Raw genomic sequence first — 15,165 nt, 5'->3', positions numbered from 1 at the left:
AATGGATTATGGTTTCACAACCTCCGCCTATGTTGTCGCGGCGGTTCTCTTCATCCTCTCGCTCGGCGGCCTCTCCGGGCAGGAAAGCGCCAAGCGTGCGGTCTGGTACGGGATCGCCGGGATGGCGCTCGCCGTCCTCGCCACACTCTACGGGCCCGGTGCCGGCCTCTGGTGGCTGTCGCTTCTCTTGGTGGCGGGCGGCGGCATCCTCGGCTGGATCGTCGCGCAGCGCGTCCAGATGACCGAGATGCCGCAGCTTGTGGCGGCGATGCACTCGCTCGTCGGCCTCGCTGCCGTCTTCATCGGCTACAACGCCCATCTGGAGGCCGCCCATGTTAGCGGTCTGGACGAGACTGCCCGCGCCGCGCTCACCGGTTTCGGCGCGGTTCTTGCGCACAAGGCTCCGGTTGAACTGTCGATCCTCAGGGTCGAGCTGTTCCTCGGCATCTTCATCGGGGCGGTGACGTTCACCGGCTCGGTCATCGCCTACGGCAAGCTTGCGGGCAAGGTTGACGGCAAGGCGAAAAAGCTGCCGGGCGGGCATCTTCTGAACATCGTCGCGGCGGTTCTCTCTGTCGTTTGCCTCTTTTGGTACTTCAGTACCGGCGGCATTCTGCCCCTGGTCCTGATGACGCTTGCGGCGCTTTTCATCGGCTATCACCTGATCATGGGGATCGGCGGCGCGGACATGCCGGTCGTCGTCTCGATGCTGAACAGCTATTCCGGCTGGGCGGCGGCGGCGATCGGCTTCTCGCTGTCCAATGACCTTCTGATCGTCGTCGGCGCGCTGGTTGGTTCCTCGGGTGCGATCCTCAGCTACATCATGTGCAAGGCGATGAACCGCTCGTTCATCAGCGTGATTCTGGGCGGTTTCGGCAATACCACCGGCCCGCAGATGGAAGTGACGGGCGAACAGATCGCCATCGACGCCGAGGGCGTGGCGGCGGCGTTGAATGAGGCCGATAGCGTGATCATCATCCCGGGCTACGGCATGGCGGTGGCGCAGGCCCAACAGTCGGTCAGCGAACTGACCCGCAAGCTACGGGCCAAGGGCAAGAACGTCCGTTTCGCCATCCACCCGGTCGCCGGGCGCCTGCCCGGCCACATGAACGTGTTGCTCGCCGAGGCCAAGGTGCCTTACGACATCGTTCTGGAAATGGACGAGATCAACGAGGACTTCCCGGAAACCGACGTGGCCATCGTTATCGGCTCGAACGACATCGTGAACCCGGCGGCGCAGGAGGACCCCAACAGCCCCATCGCCGGGATGCCGGTGCTGGAATGCTGGAAGGCCAAACAGGTGTTCGTCTCGAAGCGCGGGCAGGGGACCGGCTATTCCGGGATCGAGAACCCGCTCTTCTACAAGGACAACACGCGGATGTTCTACGGCGACGCGAAGAAGAGCCTCGACAGCCTGCTGCCGATGATCGACTGACCCACTCTCCAAATGAAACAAGCGAGACCCCGCCCGATACGGCGGGGTCACTTTTTTGTGCGCCGCCGTATCCCGGTTCTGCGCTATCCTTCCGGCTTCGCTGCTGAGGGAGGATGTGATGAACAGACCGGATCGCCCAGGCGCACGCAAAAGCGCCAAGGACTTCGACCCGCGTATCCTGGAGATTTTTGAAGGCTATGTGCATGGTCGTATGACCAAGCGCGCCTTCATCGAACAGGCGGGCAAATATGCGGCCGCCGGGGTGACGGGGGCGGCGATCCTTGCCCAATTGCAGCCCAATTACGCGCTGGCGGCGCAGGTCGCCCCCGACGATCCGGCAATCGAGACCGCACGTGCCGAATATGACAGCCCCGAGGGCAACGGCCGGATCAGCGGGCTGATGGCGAAACCCGCAGGTGCAACCGGCAAACTGCCTGCCGTTCTGGTCGTGCACGAGAACCGCGGCCTCAATCCCTATATCGAGGATGTGGTGCGCCGAACTGCCAAGGCGGGTTACCTCGCCTTCGGTCCCGATGGGCTCTCGCTGCTCGGCGGCTATCCCGGCAATGACGATCAGGGTCGCGAGATGCAATCGACACTCGACCCGGCGAAACTGATGGCCGATTTCTTCGCCGCCTTCGAGTTCCTGCGCGGCCATGACGGTTCGACCGGCAAGGTCGGCGCGGTGGGCTTCTGCTACGGTGGCGGGGTCTGCAATGCGCTGGCGGTCGCCTATCCCGACCTCGCGGCCTCGGTCCCCTTCTACGGCCGCCAGCCCGCGACAGATGACGTGCCGAAGATCGAGACACCGCTGCTTCTGCATTACGCGGGCCTCGATGAACGCATCAACGCAGGCTGGCCGGACTATGAAGCGGCGCTGAAGGCGCACGGCAAGCGCTACACTGCCTATGTCTACGAGGGCGTGAACCACGGCTTCCACAACGATACGACGCCGCGATACGATCAGGCGGCGGCGGAACTCGCTTGGGCGAGAACCCTTGACTTCTTCGCTGAAAAACTGGGCTGACCGGCAGAGATTGCACAGGAAAGCCTCGGCTTGACATTCCGGTAGCGCTGACCCGTTGCAGATTTGCAAGTATACCGCCGTGTGCCCGCGTCGCGCCTTGCTGCGGGCTGTTTTCCCGAGCGCGAGCGCTATGGTCGCGCGACGGAGACCCCAAGCGATGATCGAAGATCACCCCCAGCGCTACGCCCTTGTGAACGAGCTGCATGCGCGGCCCTTCCCGTCGCTGACGGTGCCCTGTCAGGCCGTCTATCTTGCGGTGAAGGAACCGATCGAGGCGGCGAACCGCGACCGGGAACGCGATTTGGCGCACCTGCGCGCGCTTCTCGCCCGCCATGGCGCGGCCCACCCGGCGCCCGGGGCCACCCATCACTCCGCCGAGATCGGGCGGCATGTGCTGAAATGGGAAAGCCATACAGAGTTTGTGACCTATTCGGCCTTTTCCGCGGGCCTCTGCGAGCGGCCGTTCGACCCGAGGGGGTCGGAGGTCTTTCCAACCGACTGGCTCGGCGTGGCGCCCGGAAAGCGCATCGCTGCCGTCCTGATCCGGGTCGAACCGCTGCCCGCGGACATGAGCGAGGTAGTAACCAAGCTCGAGGACTGGTTCGTGCCCGAAAGCCTCGCCGCCTCCTGGGTGCTCGATGAGGCCGCGATCATCGCGGGGGATTTCCAGATCGACCCGGCGGGGCTGATGCGTTTTACCGTCTTCGCGCGCCCCGGCACCGGCGCGCGTCGGGTCGGGCGGATTGTGCAGCGGCTCTGCGAGATCGAGACTTACCGAGCCATGTCGATGCTCGGCCTTGGTCGGGCGCGCGACCTGACCGGGCGGCTGAACGCGCTCGATCCGCAACTTTCGTCCGTCGTTGCGGCGCTGCCCGACGATCACCGGGCGGCGGAGGCAACCTTGCACGAGCTCCTGGAACTGTCTGCGGAACTGGAAAGCCTAGCCACAAGGCATTCCTTCCGCTTCGGCGCGACCGGCGCCTATGAGGCGATCGTCAATCAAAGGATCGACGTGCTGCGCGAGACCCGCTTCATGGGGCGCCAGACCTTCGGCGAATTCATGCGCCGCCGTTACGATCCGGCGATGCGGACGGTGAAATCGGCCGAGCATCGGCTGGAACAGATGGCTGAACGGGCCGAACGGGCGGGTGAGCTTCTGTCGACCCGTGTCGATGTGGAACGCTCCGCTCAAAACCAGAAGCTTCTTGAAAGCATGGACCGCCGCGCTGATCTGGCACTCAGGCTCCAGCATACGGTCGAGGGCCTCTCGGTGGTGGCGATCAGCTATTATGCGGTCAGCCTTGCGACCTATGCGCTTCTGCCGGTCGCCGAGGCTCTGCACTGGCCAAAATCGGCGCTGACAGCGGTGCTCGTGCCGGTCACGTTTGGGGCGGTCTGGCTGATGGTCCGCCGCATTCGGCGGGCGATGCACTGAGGGGCCGCTCCTCGCGCCCGGGCGGGCGCTCCTCGTTTCCGGCGAAGACGCCTGTCAGCGCGGATGAGCCGCTACCGTCCGCGGATGCGGGGGTCGAGCGCGTCCCTGAGACCGTCGCCGATATAGTTCACGGCGAGCACGGTGAGCGAGATGGCGAGGCCCGGCCAGATCACCCGCTCGGGATATTGCTGCATGTAGCTCAGCCCGTCGAAAAGCAGCCGCCCCCAGGTCGGGAAGTCGGGCGGAAAGCCGAGGCCGAGGAAGGAGAGCGCGCTTTCGGTGATGATCGCGCTGGCAATGTCGAGGGTCGCGGCCACCATCACCGGCGAGACGACGTTGGGCAGCACATGGCGCAGTATCAGCCGCCGGTTCGGCGTGCCCAAAGACCGGGCGGCCAGAACGAACTCCCGCTCCTTCAGCGCTAGCACCTCGCCCCGCACGATCCGTGCGGCGGGCATCCAGCTGGTGACGCCGATCGCGATCACGATCAGGACGAAGGTCCCAAGCTCGGGCCCGAAGACCCGCGCCAGCGCGTCGCGGAAGAGCATCACCATGACGAGCAGCAGCGGCAAGAGCGGCAGCGAGAGGAAGAGGTCGGTCAGCCGCATCAGCGGTCCGTCCAGCCGCCTGAAAAAGCCAGACAGCATACCGACCGTGGTGCCGATGAAGATCGAGATCGTCATCGCGACAAGCCCGACCGCGATCGAGACCCGGCCGCCTTCCATCATGCGCAGGAAGAAATCGCGCCCGAGGTGATCGGTGCCGAGCGGATAGGTCAGCGAGGGCGGCTTGTTCTTGTTGAGGTAGGTCTGTGTGGTCGTCAGCTTCTCTTCATGCCAGACGAAGGGTCCGATCACCACAAAGGCCACGAGAAAGGCCAGTACCGCCATCCCGATCAGTGCGCCCTTGTGGGTCTTGAACTGATCCCAGACATCGCGCCACTGGCTGCGGGGCCGCTCCATCCGGACGGGTTTTGCTTGGGTTCCGGCCGTGTCACGCATAGCGGATCCTCGGGTCGAGAAGGCCGTAGAGCACATCGGCGATCAGGTTGAAGGTGACGATAAGCACCGCGAAGATGAAGGCGAGTGTCTGTACGGTCGGCAGGTCGTTGGCATGGATCGCGCCGATCAGCGCCGCGCCCAGACCGTTGATCTTGAAGACCTGCTCGGTGATGATCGCGCCACCAAAAATGCCCGGAATGCCAAGCGCGATGACGGTCACGACCGGGATAAGCGAGTTGCGCAGGACATGACGCAGCACCACCGTCCGTTCCGACATGCCCTTGGCGCGTGCGGTCCGCACATAATCCTGCCCGAGGTTTTCCAGCATCGAAGATCGCATGTAGCGGCTGAGCGTCGCGGCATTGAAGAGCGCCAGCACCGTGACCGGCATTACCATCTGCTTGACCTGCTTCATGAAGCTTGCCCAGTCGGTGACCTTCAGCGTCGTGTCATAGATCGAGGGGAACCATTGCAGCTTCACCGCGAAGATCACGATCAGAAGGACGCCGGTGAAGAAGGTCGGCACCGAAAAGCCGACCATCGCGACGAAGGTCCCGGCCTGATCGAACCAGGAATATTGCCGGTAGGCGGAATAGATGCCGATCGGAATGGCGATCAGGACGCCGACCAGATAGGCGGTACCGATCACCGTCATGGTCTGGGGAATACGCTGAGAAATGATGTCGAAGACCGGGCCGCGGGTCTGATAGCTGATGATCCGCTGCTGGCCTTCGGCGAAGCTTGTCCCGAACCAGTGATCGACAAGGTTCAGCGGCTCGACCCAGACGAACTGCTTCAGCCACAGAAGATAGCGCACATAGACCGGGTCGTTCACGCCCATGCTTTCGAGGATCTTCGCACGCACCTCGGCCGGGACCGTGAGCGGGATTTCCGAAGCCGGGCTGCCGGGCGCGAGATCGACGAGGAAGAAGATGACGAGACTGATGAGCAGAAGCGTCGGGATGGCGAGGAGAAGTCGCCTGATGATATAGGTGAGCATCTAGGGACGCCTTTGATCAGCAGTCTGGAAAGGGGCGCGGCCCCGGACAGGCGCCGGGGCCGCGCGGGATCAGATCACTTCACGCGGAACCAGTCCTGGGCGTTCCACAGTTCGGTGTCCCAGGTGTTGAGGACCACGCCGCCCAGCGTGTTCGACGCTGCCGACAGACGGCCGCGGTCGACAAGCGCGACGACGGTGTAGCTGTCCTTGGTCAGCATGTCGTTCAGCTTCTTGGCGATCTCGCCACGCTTGGCCATGTCGGCCGTGGTCGAAAGCTCCTTCACCAGAGCGTCATAGGCCGGGTCGCAGAAGCGGTTGATGTTCTCGCCCTGCCACTGGTTGTCCGGGCCCGGGATCTTGTCGCAGAGATACTGCGCCAGATAGGGCTCGGGATCGGTACCGTCGAAGTTGTTGGCGTACATTTCGACGTCGGCATAGAACTTCTGGAACGTGTCGGGCGAACCCGCATCGCCGCCGAAATAAACCGAAGCGTCGATGTTCTTCAGTTCCACTTCCACGCCGATCTCGTTCCACCAGCCCTTGATCAGCGCCTGGAAGTCCTGGCGGACCGGGTTGGTAGAGGTCTGGTAAAGCACCGAAAGCTTCTTGCCGTCCTTGTCACGGACGCCGTCGCCATCGCTGTCAGTCCAGCCCGCTTCGTCCAGAAGCGCCTTGGCACCTTCCATGTCCTGCGTCAGGCATTCGGTATTGTCGGAGGCATAGAGTTCCGGCGCCGGGACAAGGTTGCAGGTCGCGCGACCGGCGTTGCCGTAGCCCACTTCAACCAGAACCTGACGGTCGATCGCCATCGACAGGGCCTTGCGGACCTTCATGTCGCTGAGGAACGGGTGGGGGTGCTTGATGGTCGAGCGCTCGCCTTCGGCCAGGTCGGGCGAGGGATCGGTCATGTTCATCTCGATCCGCTCGACGAGCGTGCCGAAGCCATTGAGAAGCGTGCCCTTGCCGGCCGCAATCATCTGCGCCTGCAGATCGGGGTTGATCTGGGTGTTCCAGGCATAGTCAAACTCGCCGGTCTCCATCACCGCACGCGCCGCCGCTTCAGCGTCACCGCCGCCCTTGATGGTCATCGTCGCGAACGAGGGCTTGGCCGCGTCGCGATAGTTCGGGTTGGCTTCCAGCGACACGGTGTCGTTGGTCTTGAACTCGGTCACGCGATAGGGGCCGGTGCCGATCGGGCCGAAGTTCTGATCGGTGCAGGTCGAGGCGGCAGCGCCAAGGCAGTTGGCGAACTGCGCCTTCTGGATGATGGGCGAGGTGCCGCCCACGAAGGCCTGGTAAGGATTGGGCTTCGGGGCCTCGAAAGTGATGACGACGGTCAGATCGTCGGGCGTCTCGATCGACTTGATGCCTTCGAAGCGCGCCGCCTGGGCGCAGCCGCCCTCGGGGTGTTTGCAATACTCATAGGTGAAAGCCGCGTCCGCCGAGGTCACCGGCGTGCCGTCCGACCACAGAAGGCCCGCTTTCAGCTTCCAGGTGATCTGGGTCAGGTCGGCAGACACACCGCCATTTTCGACCGTCGGCACGCTTTCGGCCAGACGGGCGAACACCTCGCCTTTTTCGTTGAAGCCCGCCATCCCTTCGAGGATCAGCGAGGCGCTTTCAACGTCCTTGGTGCCGGAAGACAGATAAGGGTTCAGGATCGACGGTGCCTGCCAATAGAGGACGTTGACATGGCCGTCGGCACCGCGTTCCGCCCAAGCGGCCGAAGCCAGGGCGGTAAAGGCGGCAGCGCCCATCAGGGCTGATCTAAGTTTCATGTTGCTCTCCTTGTTGGGTGCTCTTTTTGGCCTCGGGCGCCGCCCCGGTCCGGGCGGTCTGTTGTTGTATCTCGTAGAGGTGGCAGGCCACATGGCGGCCCGGTTCGATTTCCCGCAGCGCGGGCTTCACCCGGTGGCAGAGGTCAAAGACCTTGGGGCAGCGTGTGCAGAAATTGCAGCCCTTGGGCGGGTTCGAGGGCGAGGGCACGTCGCCCTTGAGGATGATCCGCTGGCGGGTCGCCTCGGTTTCCGGGTCGGCCTCGGGTACTGCAGAGAGTAGCGCCTCGGTATAGGGATGCAGCGGCTTGTCGAAAAGCGCATCGCGCGGCGCCAGTTCGACGATCCGGCCGAGATACATCACCGCCACCCGGTCTGCGATATGGCGGACCATGGACAGGTCGTGGCTGATGAAAAGGTAAGTCAGTCCGAACTTGTCCTGCAACTCCTCGAGAAGGTTCACCACCTGCGCCTGGATCGAGACATCGAGCGCGGCGATCGGCTCGTCGCAGACGATGAACTTCGGGTTCAGCGCCAGCGCCCGTGCGATGCCGATCCGCTGGCGCTGGCCGCCCGAGAAAGCATGCGGGTAGCGGTTGGCGAAGGCGCGGTTGAGGCCCACGGCATCCATAAGCTCATAAACCCGGGCCAGTTTTTCGTCGCGGGTCAGTTTCGTATGTTCGTCAAGCGGTTCGCCGATGATGTCGGCGACCGTCATCCGCGGATTGAGGCTCGCCTGCGGATCCTGAAAGACCATCTGCATCGCCGGTCGCAGGCGGCGCAGGTCGGCCGGTTCGGCGCGCGCGATATTCTCGCCGCCGATCCAGACCTCGCCCTCGGTCGGATCGTAAAGCCTGAGGATCGCGCGGCCGCAGGTCGATTTCCCGCAGCCGCTTTCGCCCACCAGACCCAAGGTCTCGCCTTCGATGATCTCGAAGCTCACATCATCCACCGCCTTCACATCACCTACCTTGCGGCGGAAGATCCCGGCGGTGATCGGGAAATACATCTTGAGGCCCTTGACCTCGACGAGCTTGCGCGGGCTCGCATCAAACATGGCGGGCGCCTCCGGTCTTTGGGTTCCAGAAGCAGGCCACGTCATGGCCAGGCGAGACGGTTATACGGCGCGGATTTTCCTGGCCGCAGCGGTCGAAGGCCACGGTACAGCGGTCGCGGAAGGCGCAGGCGGCGGGTTCTGCCTTCATGATCGGCGGCTGGCCCTCGATGACATTGAGTTTCGCCGTCCGTTCGCCGCGAATGGCGGGAACCGTTGTCAGAAGCGCCCTGGTATAAGGATGCTGCGGATCGCGGAACACCGCGCCCACCGGCCCCTGCTCCACGATCTGGCCGCCGTACATCACCAGAACCCGGTCGGCGATCCCGGCGATGACGCCAAGGTCATGCGTGATCCAGACAATCGCCATCCCGAGCTTCTGGCGCAGTTCGCGCACCAGTTCGAGGATCTGCGCCTGGATTGTCACGTCGAGCGCGGTCGTGGGCTCGTCAGCGATCAAGACCTTCGGGTCGCAGGCCAGTGCAATGGCGATCATCACCCTTTGCCGCATCCCGCCGGAAAACTGGTGGGGATAGTCCTTCAGCCGCCGCGCGGCGTCCGGGATCCCCACAAGCTCAAGAAGCTCCTGCGCGCGGTTCCTCGCCTGCGCCTTGTCCATGCCCATATGGCGGCGCAGGGGTTCCATGATCTGATAACCCACGGTGAAGACCGGGTTGAGCGAGGTCATCGGATCCTGAAAGATGAAGCCGATCCCAGCGCCGCGCACCGATTGCAGATGATCGGGCGCGCATTTCAAAAGGTCCGCCCCGCCGAAAAGCACTTCGCCGCCGCGGATGTCCGCAGGCGGCGACGGCAGAAGGCCAAGCAGCGACATCATCGTCACCGACTTGCCCGATCCGCTTTCGCCCACCACTCCCAATAGTTCACCGGGCTTCAGATCGAAGCTCACGTCATTCACGGCATGGATTTCGCCGCCGCGGGTCCGGAAAACGGTTCTCAGGCCCTTGACGTCAAGGACGGGCTCGGCCCCATCGGGCATATACGACTCCCCAGTCGGACTTTTTCTGTGCGCCGGATTTTTCCGATCTGCCGCGAAGTGTTAGCGATTTTCCCCCACGGGGCAACACCCAAAAGTTGAAGGCTTACGCCGGGTGTTTTGAGACAGATTGCCGCTGAAAACATACAACATGTCTGGTATCGGCTCGTGAACCGCGCGCTAAACTGTGCAGGTTGAGGCGAGGAGGCATCATGACACCCTTTGAAGAGGCGAGATCGATTCTGGCACGGCTGGTCGCCTTTCCGACCGTCAGCCGGGACAGCAATCTGGCGCTGATCGACTGGGTGGAGGATTATCTCGCGGGCCATGGCATCACCGCGCATCGGGTCTGGAACGTGGAACGGACCAAGGCGAACCTTTATGCGCAGGTCGGTCCTTCGGTGCCGGGCGGCATTGTCCTGTCCGGCCATTCCGACGTCGTGCCGGTGGACGGGCAGGCCTGGGCCACGGATCCGTGGCTGCTGACCGAGCGCGACGGGCGCCTTTTCGGGCGCGGCACTTGCGACATGAAGGGGTTCGTCGCGCTGATGCTTGCGGCAGTGCCGATGGCGCTGGCGGCGGGCGTGAAGCGGCCGCTGCAGATAGCAATTTCCTATGACGAGGAGCGGGGCTGCACCGGCTGCGTCGGCATGGTCGAGGAGATGGCGGCGGTTCTGCCGCGCGCCGCGGCCGTGATCGTCGGCGAGCCGACGCGCATGAAAGTTGTGACCGGCCACAAGGGCGGGGCGGGCTATCATGTGCATGTGAAAGGGTTCGAGGTGCATTCCTCGATCATGCATCTCGGGGTAAGCGCGATCCTTGAGGCCGGGCGCCTGATCGGCTGGGTGAATGACCGGAACGAGACGGCGCGGTCGGCAATGCCCGGACCGATCGCCGCGACCTTTGATCCACCCTGGACGACCTGGCATGTCGGCCAGATCGCGGGCGGCACCGCCCATAACATCACCGCCGCCGACTGCCGTCTGGGCGTCGATGTCCGAGTGGTTCCGGGCGAAGCGATTGCCGATCACCTTGCGGCCTTCGAGGCGGAGGTGGCGCAGGTTGCGGCGGCCATGGCGCTTGTGCGGCCCGAGGCGGGCATCTCGCTTGATCGCTATTTTGAAGTGCCGCCGCTGGTGCCCGAAGCGGACGGCGCCGCAGAAAGGCTTGCGCGGGGCCTGACCGGCGACAATGGCCTGCATGTGGTCAGCTACGGGACCGAGGCGGGCCATTTCCAGAATGCGGGTTATTCGGCAGTGGTCTGCGGGCCCGGCGATATCGCCCAAGCCCACCAGCCCGACGAATATATCGAGGTGAGCGAGTTCCGGGCAGGGCTCGCGTTCATGGAGCGGCTCGTGGCCGGGCTCGCGGCATGAAACCCTTTCCGATCTCGCTCGACCAGCCTGCGCGTTTCACCGGTCCCTTGCCGGAGGCTGCCGACGTGGTGGTCATCGGCGGCGGCATTGCGGGGGTGATGACCGCCTGGTTCCTGGAGAAAGCCGGGCAAAGGGTCGTGCTCTGCGAGAAGGGCCGGATCGCGGGCGAGCAGTCGTCGCGCAACTGGGGATGGATCCGCAAACAGGGTCGCGATCCGGCGGAACTGCCGATCATGATCGAGGCCGAACGGATCTGGCGCGGGCTTGAGGCCGAGGCCGGCGCCGACCTGGGCTTCCATCAGGCAGGCGTGCTTTACATCGCCAACGAGCCTAAGGACATGGCGGATTTCGAGGACTGGATGGCGCATGCCCGCGCCCATGACCTCGACACCCGGCTTCTGACCAAAGCGGAACTCGATGCGCGACTGCCGAACGCCGCAGGATGGGTCGGTGGTCTTCTCACCCCGTCGGACGGGCGCGCCGAGCCATGGGTCGCGGTGTCTGCGCTTGCGGCAGCGCTGGCGGCGCGGGGTGTGTCGCTACATGAGGGCTGCGCAGTGCGAGCGCTCGATCTTCAGGGCGGGAGGGTCGCAGGCGTGGTGACAGAGAAGGGCAGGGTGCGCGCCGATCGCGTGGTGCTGGCAGGCGGCGCCTGGTCTTCGCTGTTCCTCGGGGCGCATGGGGTCCGGCTGCCGCAGCTTGCGGTCAGGGCGACGGTGACGGCGACCGTTCCGCTCGACTTCGCGCACGAGACAGCAAGTGCTGACAGCCATTTCGCCTTCCGGAAGCGGCAAGATGGCGGTCTGACGCTGACGCCGGGGGCCACGCACGATTTCGCGCTGGGCCCTGACGCCTTCCGCCATCTCGGCGCCTATCTGCAGGTGCTGAAGAAGGACTGGCGCTCGACCCGGCTTCACGCTGCCGCGCCGCGCGACTATCCCGACCACTGGATGACGGCTCGCCGCTGGGACGCGGGCCGCGAAAGCCCGTTCGAGCGGATGCGTATCCTGAACCCCGCCCCAAACCCGCGCTTCATCGAGGATATCCGCACCAGGTTCGCTGCCGCTTTCCCGCAGCTGGGCAAGCCCGCCATCGCCGCCGCCTGGGCCGGCATGATCGACACGATGCCCGACGTCGTGCCCGTCATCGACCATGTGGCCGCTCTGCCGGGCCTCACGCTGTTGACCGGCCTCTCCGGCCACGGGTTCGGCATCGGACCCGGGCTTGGCCGGGTGACGGCGGACCTCGTGACGGGCCGCGATCCGGGCCACGACTTGTCGCGCTTTCGCCTCTCGCGCTTTACCGACGGATCAAAAATCATTCTCGGCCCATCACTCTGAGCCTTGAACGCGGCGGCGAAACGGCAGAACGTCTGACGTGAGAGGAGATCACCCATGCCAGTCAAGAACCGTTTCGCCGAGCTTTTGCCCGAGATCACCGAATGGCGCCGCGATATCCATGAAAATCCCGAACTGCTGTTCGACGTCCATCGGACGGCGGCGAAGGTGGCGGGTCTTCTGCGCGACTTCGGCTGCGACGAGGTGGTCGAGGGGGTCGGCCGCACCGGCGTCGTCGGTGTCATCAAGGGTAAGACCGACAGTTCTGGCCGTGTGATCGGGCTCCGTGCCGACATGGATGCGCTGCCGATCAAGGAGCAGACCGGCTTGCCCTATGCCTCGAAAGTGCCCGGCAAGATGCATGCCTGCGGCCATGATGGCCATACGTCGATGCTTCTGGGCGCCGCGAAATACCTGGCGGAGACGCGGAACTTCGATGGTACCGCCGTGGTGATCTTCCAGCCCGCCGAAGAGGGCGGCGGCGGCGGGCGCGAGATGTGCCAGGACGGGATGATGGACCGCTGGGGCATTCAGGAGGTTTACGGAATGCACAACATGCCGGGCATTCCGGTGGGGCATTTCGCTATCCGCCCCGGCGCGATGATGGCCTCGGCCGACCAGTTCGACATCACGGTGACGGGCAAGGGCGGCCATGCGGCGAAACCGCACGATTGCGTCGACACAACCGTGGTCGCCGCCCATATCATCGTGGCCATGCAGACCATCGCCTCGCGCAATGTCGATCCGATGAAGCAGGTCGTGGTTTCCATCTGCACCGTTGAAACGGATTCGACCGCGCATAACGTGATTCCGCAGGTGGTGAAGCTGAAGGGCACCGTCCGCACCATGGACCCGGGCGTGCAGGATTTCGTGGAGCGGCGGGTCGGCGAGATCGCCGAGGGCACTGCGCTCGCATTGGGCGCCAAGGCTGAGGTGAATTATGTTCGCGGCTATCCGGTGACGATGAACACGCCAGAGAATACGGATTATGCGGCCGAGGTCGCCAAAGCCGTCTCCGGCCATGTCGATACCGACACCGCGCCTCTGATGGGGGCCGAGGATTTCAGCTTCATGCTCCTCGAGCGCCCCGGCGCCTATATCTTCGTCGGCAACGGCGACACGGCGATGGTCCACCACCCGGCCTATAATTTCGACGATGACGTCATTCCGTTCGGATCGAGCTGGTATGCGGGCATGGTGGAAACAAGGATGCCTGCGGCGTGACATCGCGCCCATTGCGCGCTTACCTCAAAGTTGCTTTCTTCGTTTAAAGAATCAACTTTGGGGTCAAGATGATGCGTCTTTCGTTTCTTAGTACGACCGCTGCGCTCTTCATTGGATCAGCCGCGTGGGCAGCGGATTTTGCCATACCGGTGGATGGTGACTTCTGGGTGGACGACATCACCTGGCCGACGCAGGGCAAGGGGTACGAGTTTCGTTGGCTGGTCATTGAGCACGATGGCCAACTCGCGGTGTGCGGTGCGGGTAAGTATGTCAACGTTTCGAACAAGACGCAGACACGCGATCTGATGCGCAAGGCAAAGGTGACGCTGGACGGAAAGCCGATCCTGAAGGACCTTACCTTCTTCACGCAACTGAAAAGCAATGCCGATCTCGCCACCGCCAAAGCTACCTGCCGTGACACCGGCGCGAAGGCTGGAAAGAACAGCAAAGTCGGTCTCGACATCTCCGGTCGCGCGCGGTTCTGACGGCTTAGTTCAGCCGCCGGTATGGCTCATGTGGCGGGACATCTGGCCTGCCACATGCTGGCGGGAGTAGTCGAAATCATGGCCCTTGGGCTTTAAGGCGATCGCCGCGCGGATCGCCTGCTCCAGCGCCGCGTCGTCGGCGCTGGCGCGCAAAGGCGCGCGCAGGTCGGCCTTGTCCTCCTGCCCGAGGCACATGAACAGCTCGCCCGTGCAGGTGACGCGAACCCGGTTGCAGCTTTCACAGAAATTATGGGTGAGGGGGGTTATGAAGCCGACCTTCTGGCCGGTTTCCCCGATCCGCACATAGCGGGCCGGGCCGCCGGTACGCTCGGTGAGGTCGGTGAGGGTGAAGCGTTCGGCGAGACGGGTGCGCAGATCCTTTAGCGGCCAATATTGGTCAAGCCGCATCTCCTCGCCCATCTCGCCCATCGGCATGACCTCGATGAAGGTGAGGTCATGGCCCTTCGCGGCGCACCAGTCGAGAAGCGGGAAAAGCTCGTCCTCGTTGAAGCCCTTGAGCGCCACGGCGTTGATCTTGACCTTCAGCCCGGCCTCGGTCGCGGCCTCGATCCCTTCCAGCACCTGGGGTAGCCGCCCCCAGCGGGTGATGTCAGCGAATTTCTTAGGGTCGAGCGTATCGAGCGACACGTTGACCCGCCGCACGCCCGCCGCGGCAAGGTCGCCCGCGAACCGGGCAAGCTGTGAGCCGTTGGTCGTGAGCGTGAGTTCGCGCAGCGCCCCCGATTTCAGATGCCGCGACATGGATTGGAAGAAGGTCAGGATATCGCGCCGGACAAGCGGCTCGCCGCCGGTGATCCTGAGTTTCTCGACGCCGAGGCGGATGAAGGTCGAGCAGAGCCGGTCCAGCTCCTCAAGCGTCAGCAGGTCTTTCTTCGGCAGGAACTGCATATGTTCCGCCATGCAATAGGTGCAGCGGAAATCGCAGCGGTCGGTGACCGAGACGCGCAGGTAGGAGATCGGGCGCTGGAACGGGTCAATGAGCGGTGCCATGGGCAGAG

At 64.0% G+C, this 15,165-nt stretch carries 13 protein-coding genes; 7 read left to right on the top strand and 6 right to left on the bottom strand.

Annotated elements, in window-relative coordinates; all coding sequences use genetic code 11:
- Nucleotide 1 precedes the first annotated feature (1 nt).
- The 3 genes from OU426_RS03790 (at nt 2) to OU426_RS03780 (ending at nt 3,897) form a co-directional block, all read left to right on the top strand.
- Nucleotides 2–1,435 (top strand): NAD(P)(+) transhydrogenase (Re/Si-specific) subunit beta, encoded by a 1,434-nt coding sequence (locus tag OU426_RS03790; protein ID WP_267632508.1) that lies wholly within the window; start codon nt 2–4, stop codon nt 1,433–1,435.
- A gap of 118 nt (nt 1,436–1,553) precedes the next feature.
- Nucleotides 1,554–2,462, top strand: coding sequence for a YghX family hydrolase (gene yghX, locus OU426_RS03785; protein ID WP_267632507.1), 909 nt, complete (start codon nt 1,554–1,556; stop codon nt 2,460–2,462).
- Nucleotides 2,463–2,619: 157 nt separating this feature from the next.
- Entirely contained in the window at nt 2,620–3,897 is a 1,278-nt protein-coding gene (locus OU426_RS03780) for a DUF3422 family protein (RefSeq protein ID WP_267632506.1), read from the top strand.
- 71 nt (nt 3,898–3,968) lie between these two features.
- On the opposite strand, the gene OU426_RS03775 is transcribed toward OU426_RS03780, so the two are convergent.
- The 5 genes from OU426_RS03775 to OU426_RS03755 form a co-directional block, all read right to left on the bottom strand.
- A complete protein-coding gene (locus OU426_RS03775; RefSeq protein WP_267632505.1) occupies nt 3,969–4,898 on the bottom strand; it encodes an ABC transporter permease in 930 nt (309 codons plus the stop codon).
- The gene (locus OU426_RS03770; protein ID WP_267632504.1) at nt 4,891–5,898 is read right to left on the bottom strand and encodes an ABC transporter permease; all 1,008 of its coding nucleotides are present in this window, start codon (nt 5,896–5,898) and stop codon (nt 4,891–4,893) included. The genes OU426_RS03775 and OU426_RS03770 overlap by 8 nt, the downstream gene beginning before the upstream one ends.
- Before the next feature lie 74 nt (nt 5,899–5,972).
- On the bottom strand, nt 5,973–7,676 hold the full coding sequence (locus OU426_RS03765) for a peptide ABC transporter substrate-binding protein (RefSeq protein ID WP_267632503.1): 1,704 nt from the start codon (nt 7,674–7,676) through the stop codon (nt 5,973–5,975).
- Entirely contained in the window at nt 7,666–8,730 is a 1,065-nt protein-coding gene (locus tag OU426_RS03760; protein ID WP_267632502.1) for an ABC transporter ATP-binding protein, read from the bottom strand. Before OU426_RS03760 ends, OU426_RS03765 begins: the two co-directional genes overlap by 11 nt.
- Entirely contained in the window at nt 8,723–9,727 is a 1,005-nt protein-coding gene (locus OU426_RS03755; RefSeq protein WP_267632501.1) for an ABC transporter ATP-binding protein, read from the bottom strand. Before OU426_RS03755 ends, OU426_RS03760 begins: the two co-directional genes overlap by 8 nt.
- A 209-nt stretch (nt 9,728–9,936) precedes the next feature.
- Here OU426_RS03755 and argE point away from each other — a divergent pair, with 209 nt between their 5' ends.
- From argE to OU426_RS03735, 4 genes are all read left to right on the top strand, one after another.
- On the top strand, nt 9,937–11,100 hold the full coding sequence (argE, locus tag OU426_RS03750; protein WP_267632500.1) for an acetylornithine deacetylase: 1,164 nt from the start codon (nt 9,937–9,939) through the stop codon (nt 11,098–11,100).
- The gene (locus tag OU426_RS03745; RefSeq protein WP_267632499.1) at nt 11,097–12,440 is read left to right on the top strand and encodes an NAD(P)/FAD-dependent oxidoreductase; all 1,344 of its coding nucleotides are present in this window, start codon (nt 11,097–11,099) and stop codon (nt 12,438–12,440) included. Before argE ends, OU426_RS03745 begins: the two co-directional genes overlap by 4 nt.
- Before the next feature lie 54 nt (nt 12,441–12,494).
- Nucleotides 12,495–13,661, top strand: coding sequence for a M20 aminoacylase family protein (locus OU426_RS03740; protein ID WP_267632498.1), 1,167 nt, complete (start codon nt 12,495–12,497; stop codon nt 13,659–13,661).
- A 68-nt stretch (nt 13,662–13,729) separates the two neighbouring features.
- Nucleotides 13,730–14,146: a hypothetical protein gene (locus OU426_RS03735; RefSeq protein ID WP_267632497.1), complete on the top strand. Its 417-nt coding sequence runs from the start codon at nt 13,730–13,732 to the stop codon at nt 14,144–14,146.
- 9 nt (nt 14,147–14,155) lie between these two features.
- Here the strand turns inward: OU426_RS03735 and moaA are convergent, their stop codons facing one another.
- The gene (gene moaA, locus OU426_RS03730) at nt 14,156–15,157 is read right to left on the bottom strand and encodes a GTP 3',8-cyclase MoaA (RefSeq protein WP_267632496.1); all 1,002 of its coding nucleotides are present in this window, start codon (nt 15,155–15,157) and stop codon (nt 14,156–14,158) included.
- Nucleotides 15,158–15,165: the final 8 nt, after the last annotated feature.

The organism is Frigidibacter sp. RF13 (assembly GCF_026626305.1).
In the GTDB taxonomy this organism is placed as follows: Bacteria; Pseudomonadota; Alphaproteobacteria; order Rhodobacterales; family Rhodobacteraceae; genus TMP-24.
Note: the sequence above shows the minus strand (reverse complement) of the source record. Positions and strands in the feature narration are given on the sequence as shown.

Excerpts from the sequence above, each read along its gene's own strand:
- OU426_RS03770 (WP_267632504.1), bottom strand. The coding sequence starts at position 5,898 with ATGCTCACCTATATCATCAGGCGACTTCTCCTCGCCATCCCGACGCTT.
- OU426_RS03760 (WP_267632502.1), bottom strand. The coding sequence starts at position 8,730 with ATGTTTGATGCGAGCCCGCGCAAGCTCGTCGAGGTCAAGGGCCTCAAG.
- OU426_RS03775 (WP_267632505.1), bottom strand. The coding sequence starts at position 4,898 with ATGCGTGACACGGCCGGAACCCAAGCAAAACCCGTCCGGATGGAGCGG.
- OU426_RS03745 (WP_267632499.1), top strand. The coding sequence starts at position 11,097 with ATGAAACCCTTTCCGATCTCGCTCGACCAGCCTGCGCGTTTCACCGGT.
- OU426_RS03740 (WP_267632498.1), top strand. The coding sequence starts at position 12,495 with ATGCCAGTCAAGAACCGTTTCGCCGAGCTTTTGCCCGAGATCACCGAA.
- OU426_RS03765 (WP_267632503.1), bottom strand. The coding sequence starts at position 7,676 with ATGAAACTTAGATCAGCCCTGATGGGCGCTGCCGCCTTTACCGCCCTG.
- argE (WP_267632500.1), top strand. The coding sequence starts at position 9,937 with ATGACACCCTTTGAAGAGGCGAGATCGATTCTGGCACGGCTGGTCGCC.
- moaA (WP_267632496.1), bottom strand. The coding sequence starts at position 15,157 with ATGGCACCGCTCATTGACCCGTTCCAGCGCCCGATCTCCTACCTGCGC.
- OU426_RS03735 (WP_267632497.1), top strand. The coding sequence starts at position 13,730 with ATGATGCGTCTTTCGTTTCTTAGTACGACCGCTGCGCTCTTCATTGGA.
- OU426_RS03755 (WP_267632501.1), bottom strand. The coding sequence starts at position 9,727 with ATGCCCGATGGGGCCGAGCCCGTCCTTGACGTCAAGGGCCTGAGAACC.
- OU426_RS03790 (WP_267632508.1), top strand. The coding sequence starts at position 2 with ATGGATTATGGTTTCACAACCTCCGCCTATGTTGTCGCGGCGGTTCTC.
- OU426_RS03780 (WP_267632506.1), top strand. The coding sequence starts at position 2,620 with ATGATCGAAGATCACCCCCAGCGCTACGCCCTTGTGAACGAGCTGCAT.
- yghX (WP_267632507.1), top strand. The coding sequence starts at position 1,554 with ATGAACAGACCGGATCGCCCAGGCGCACGCAAAAGCGCCAAGGACTTC.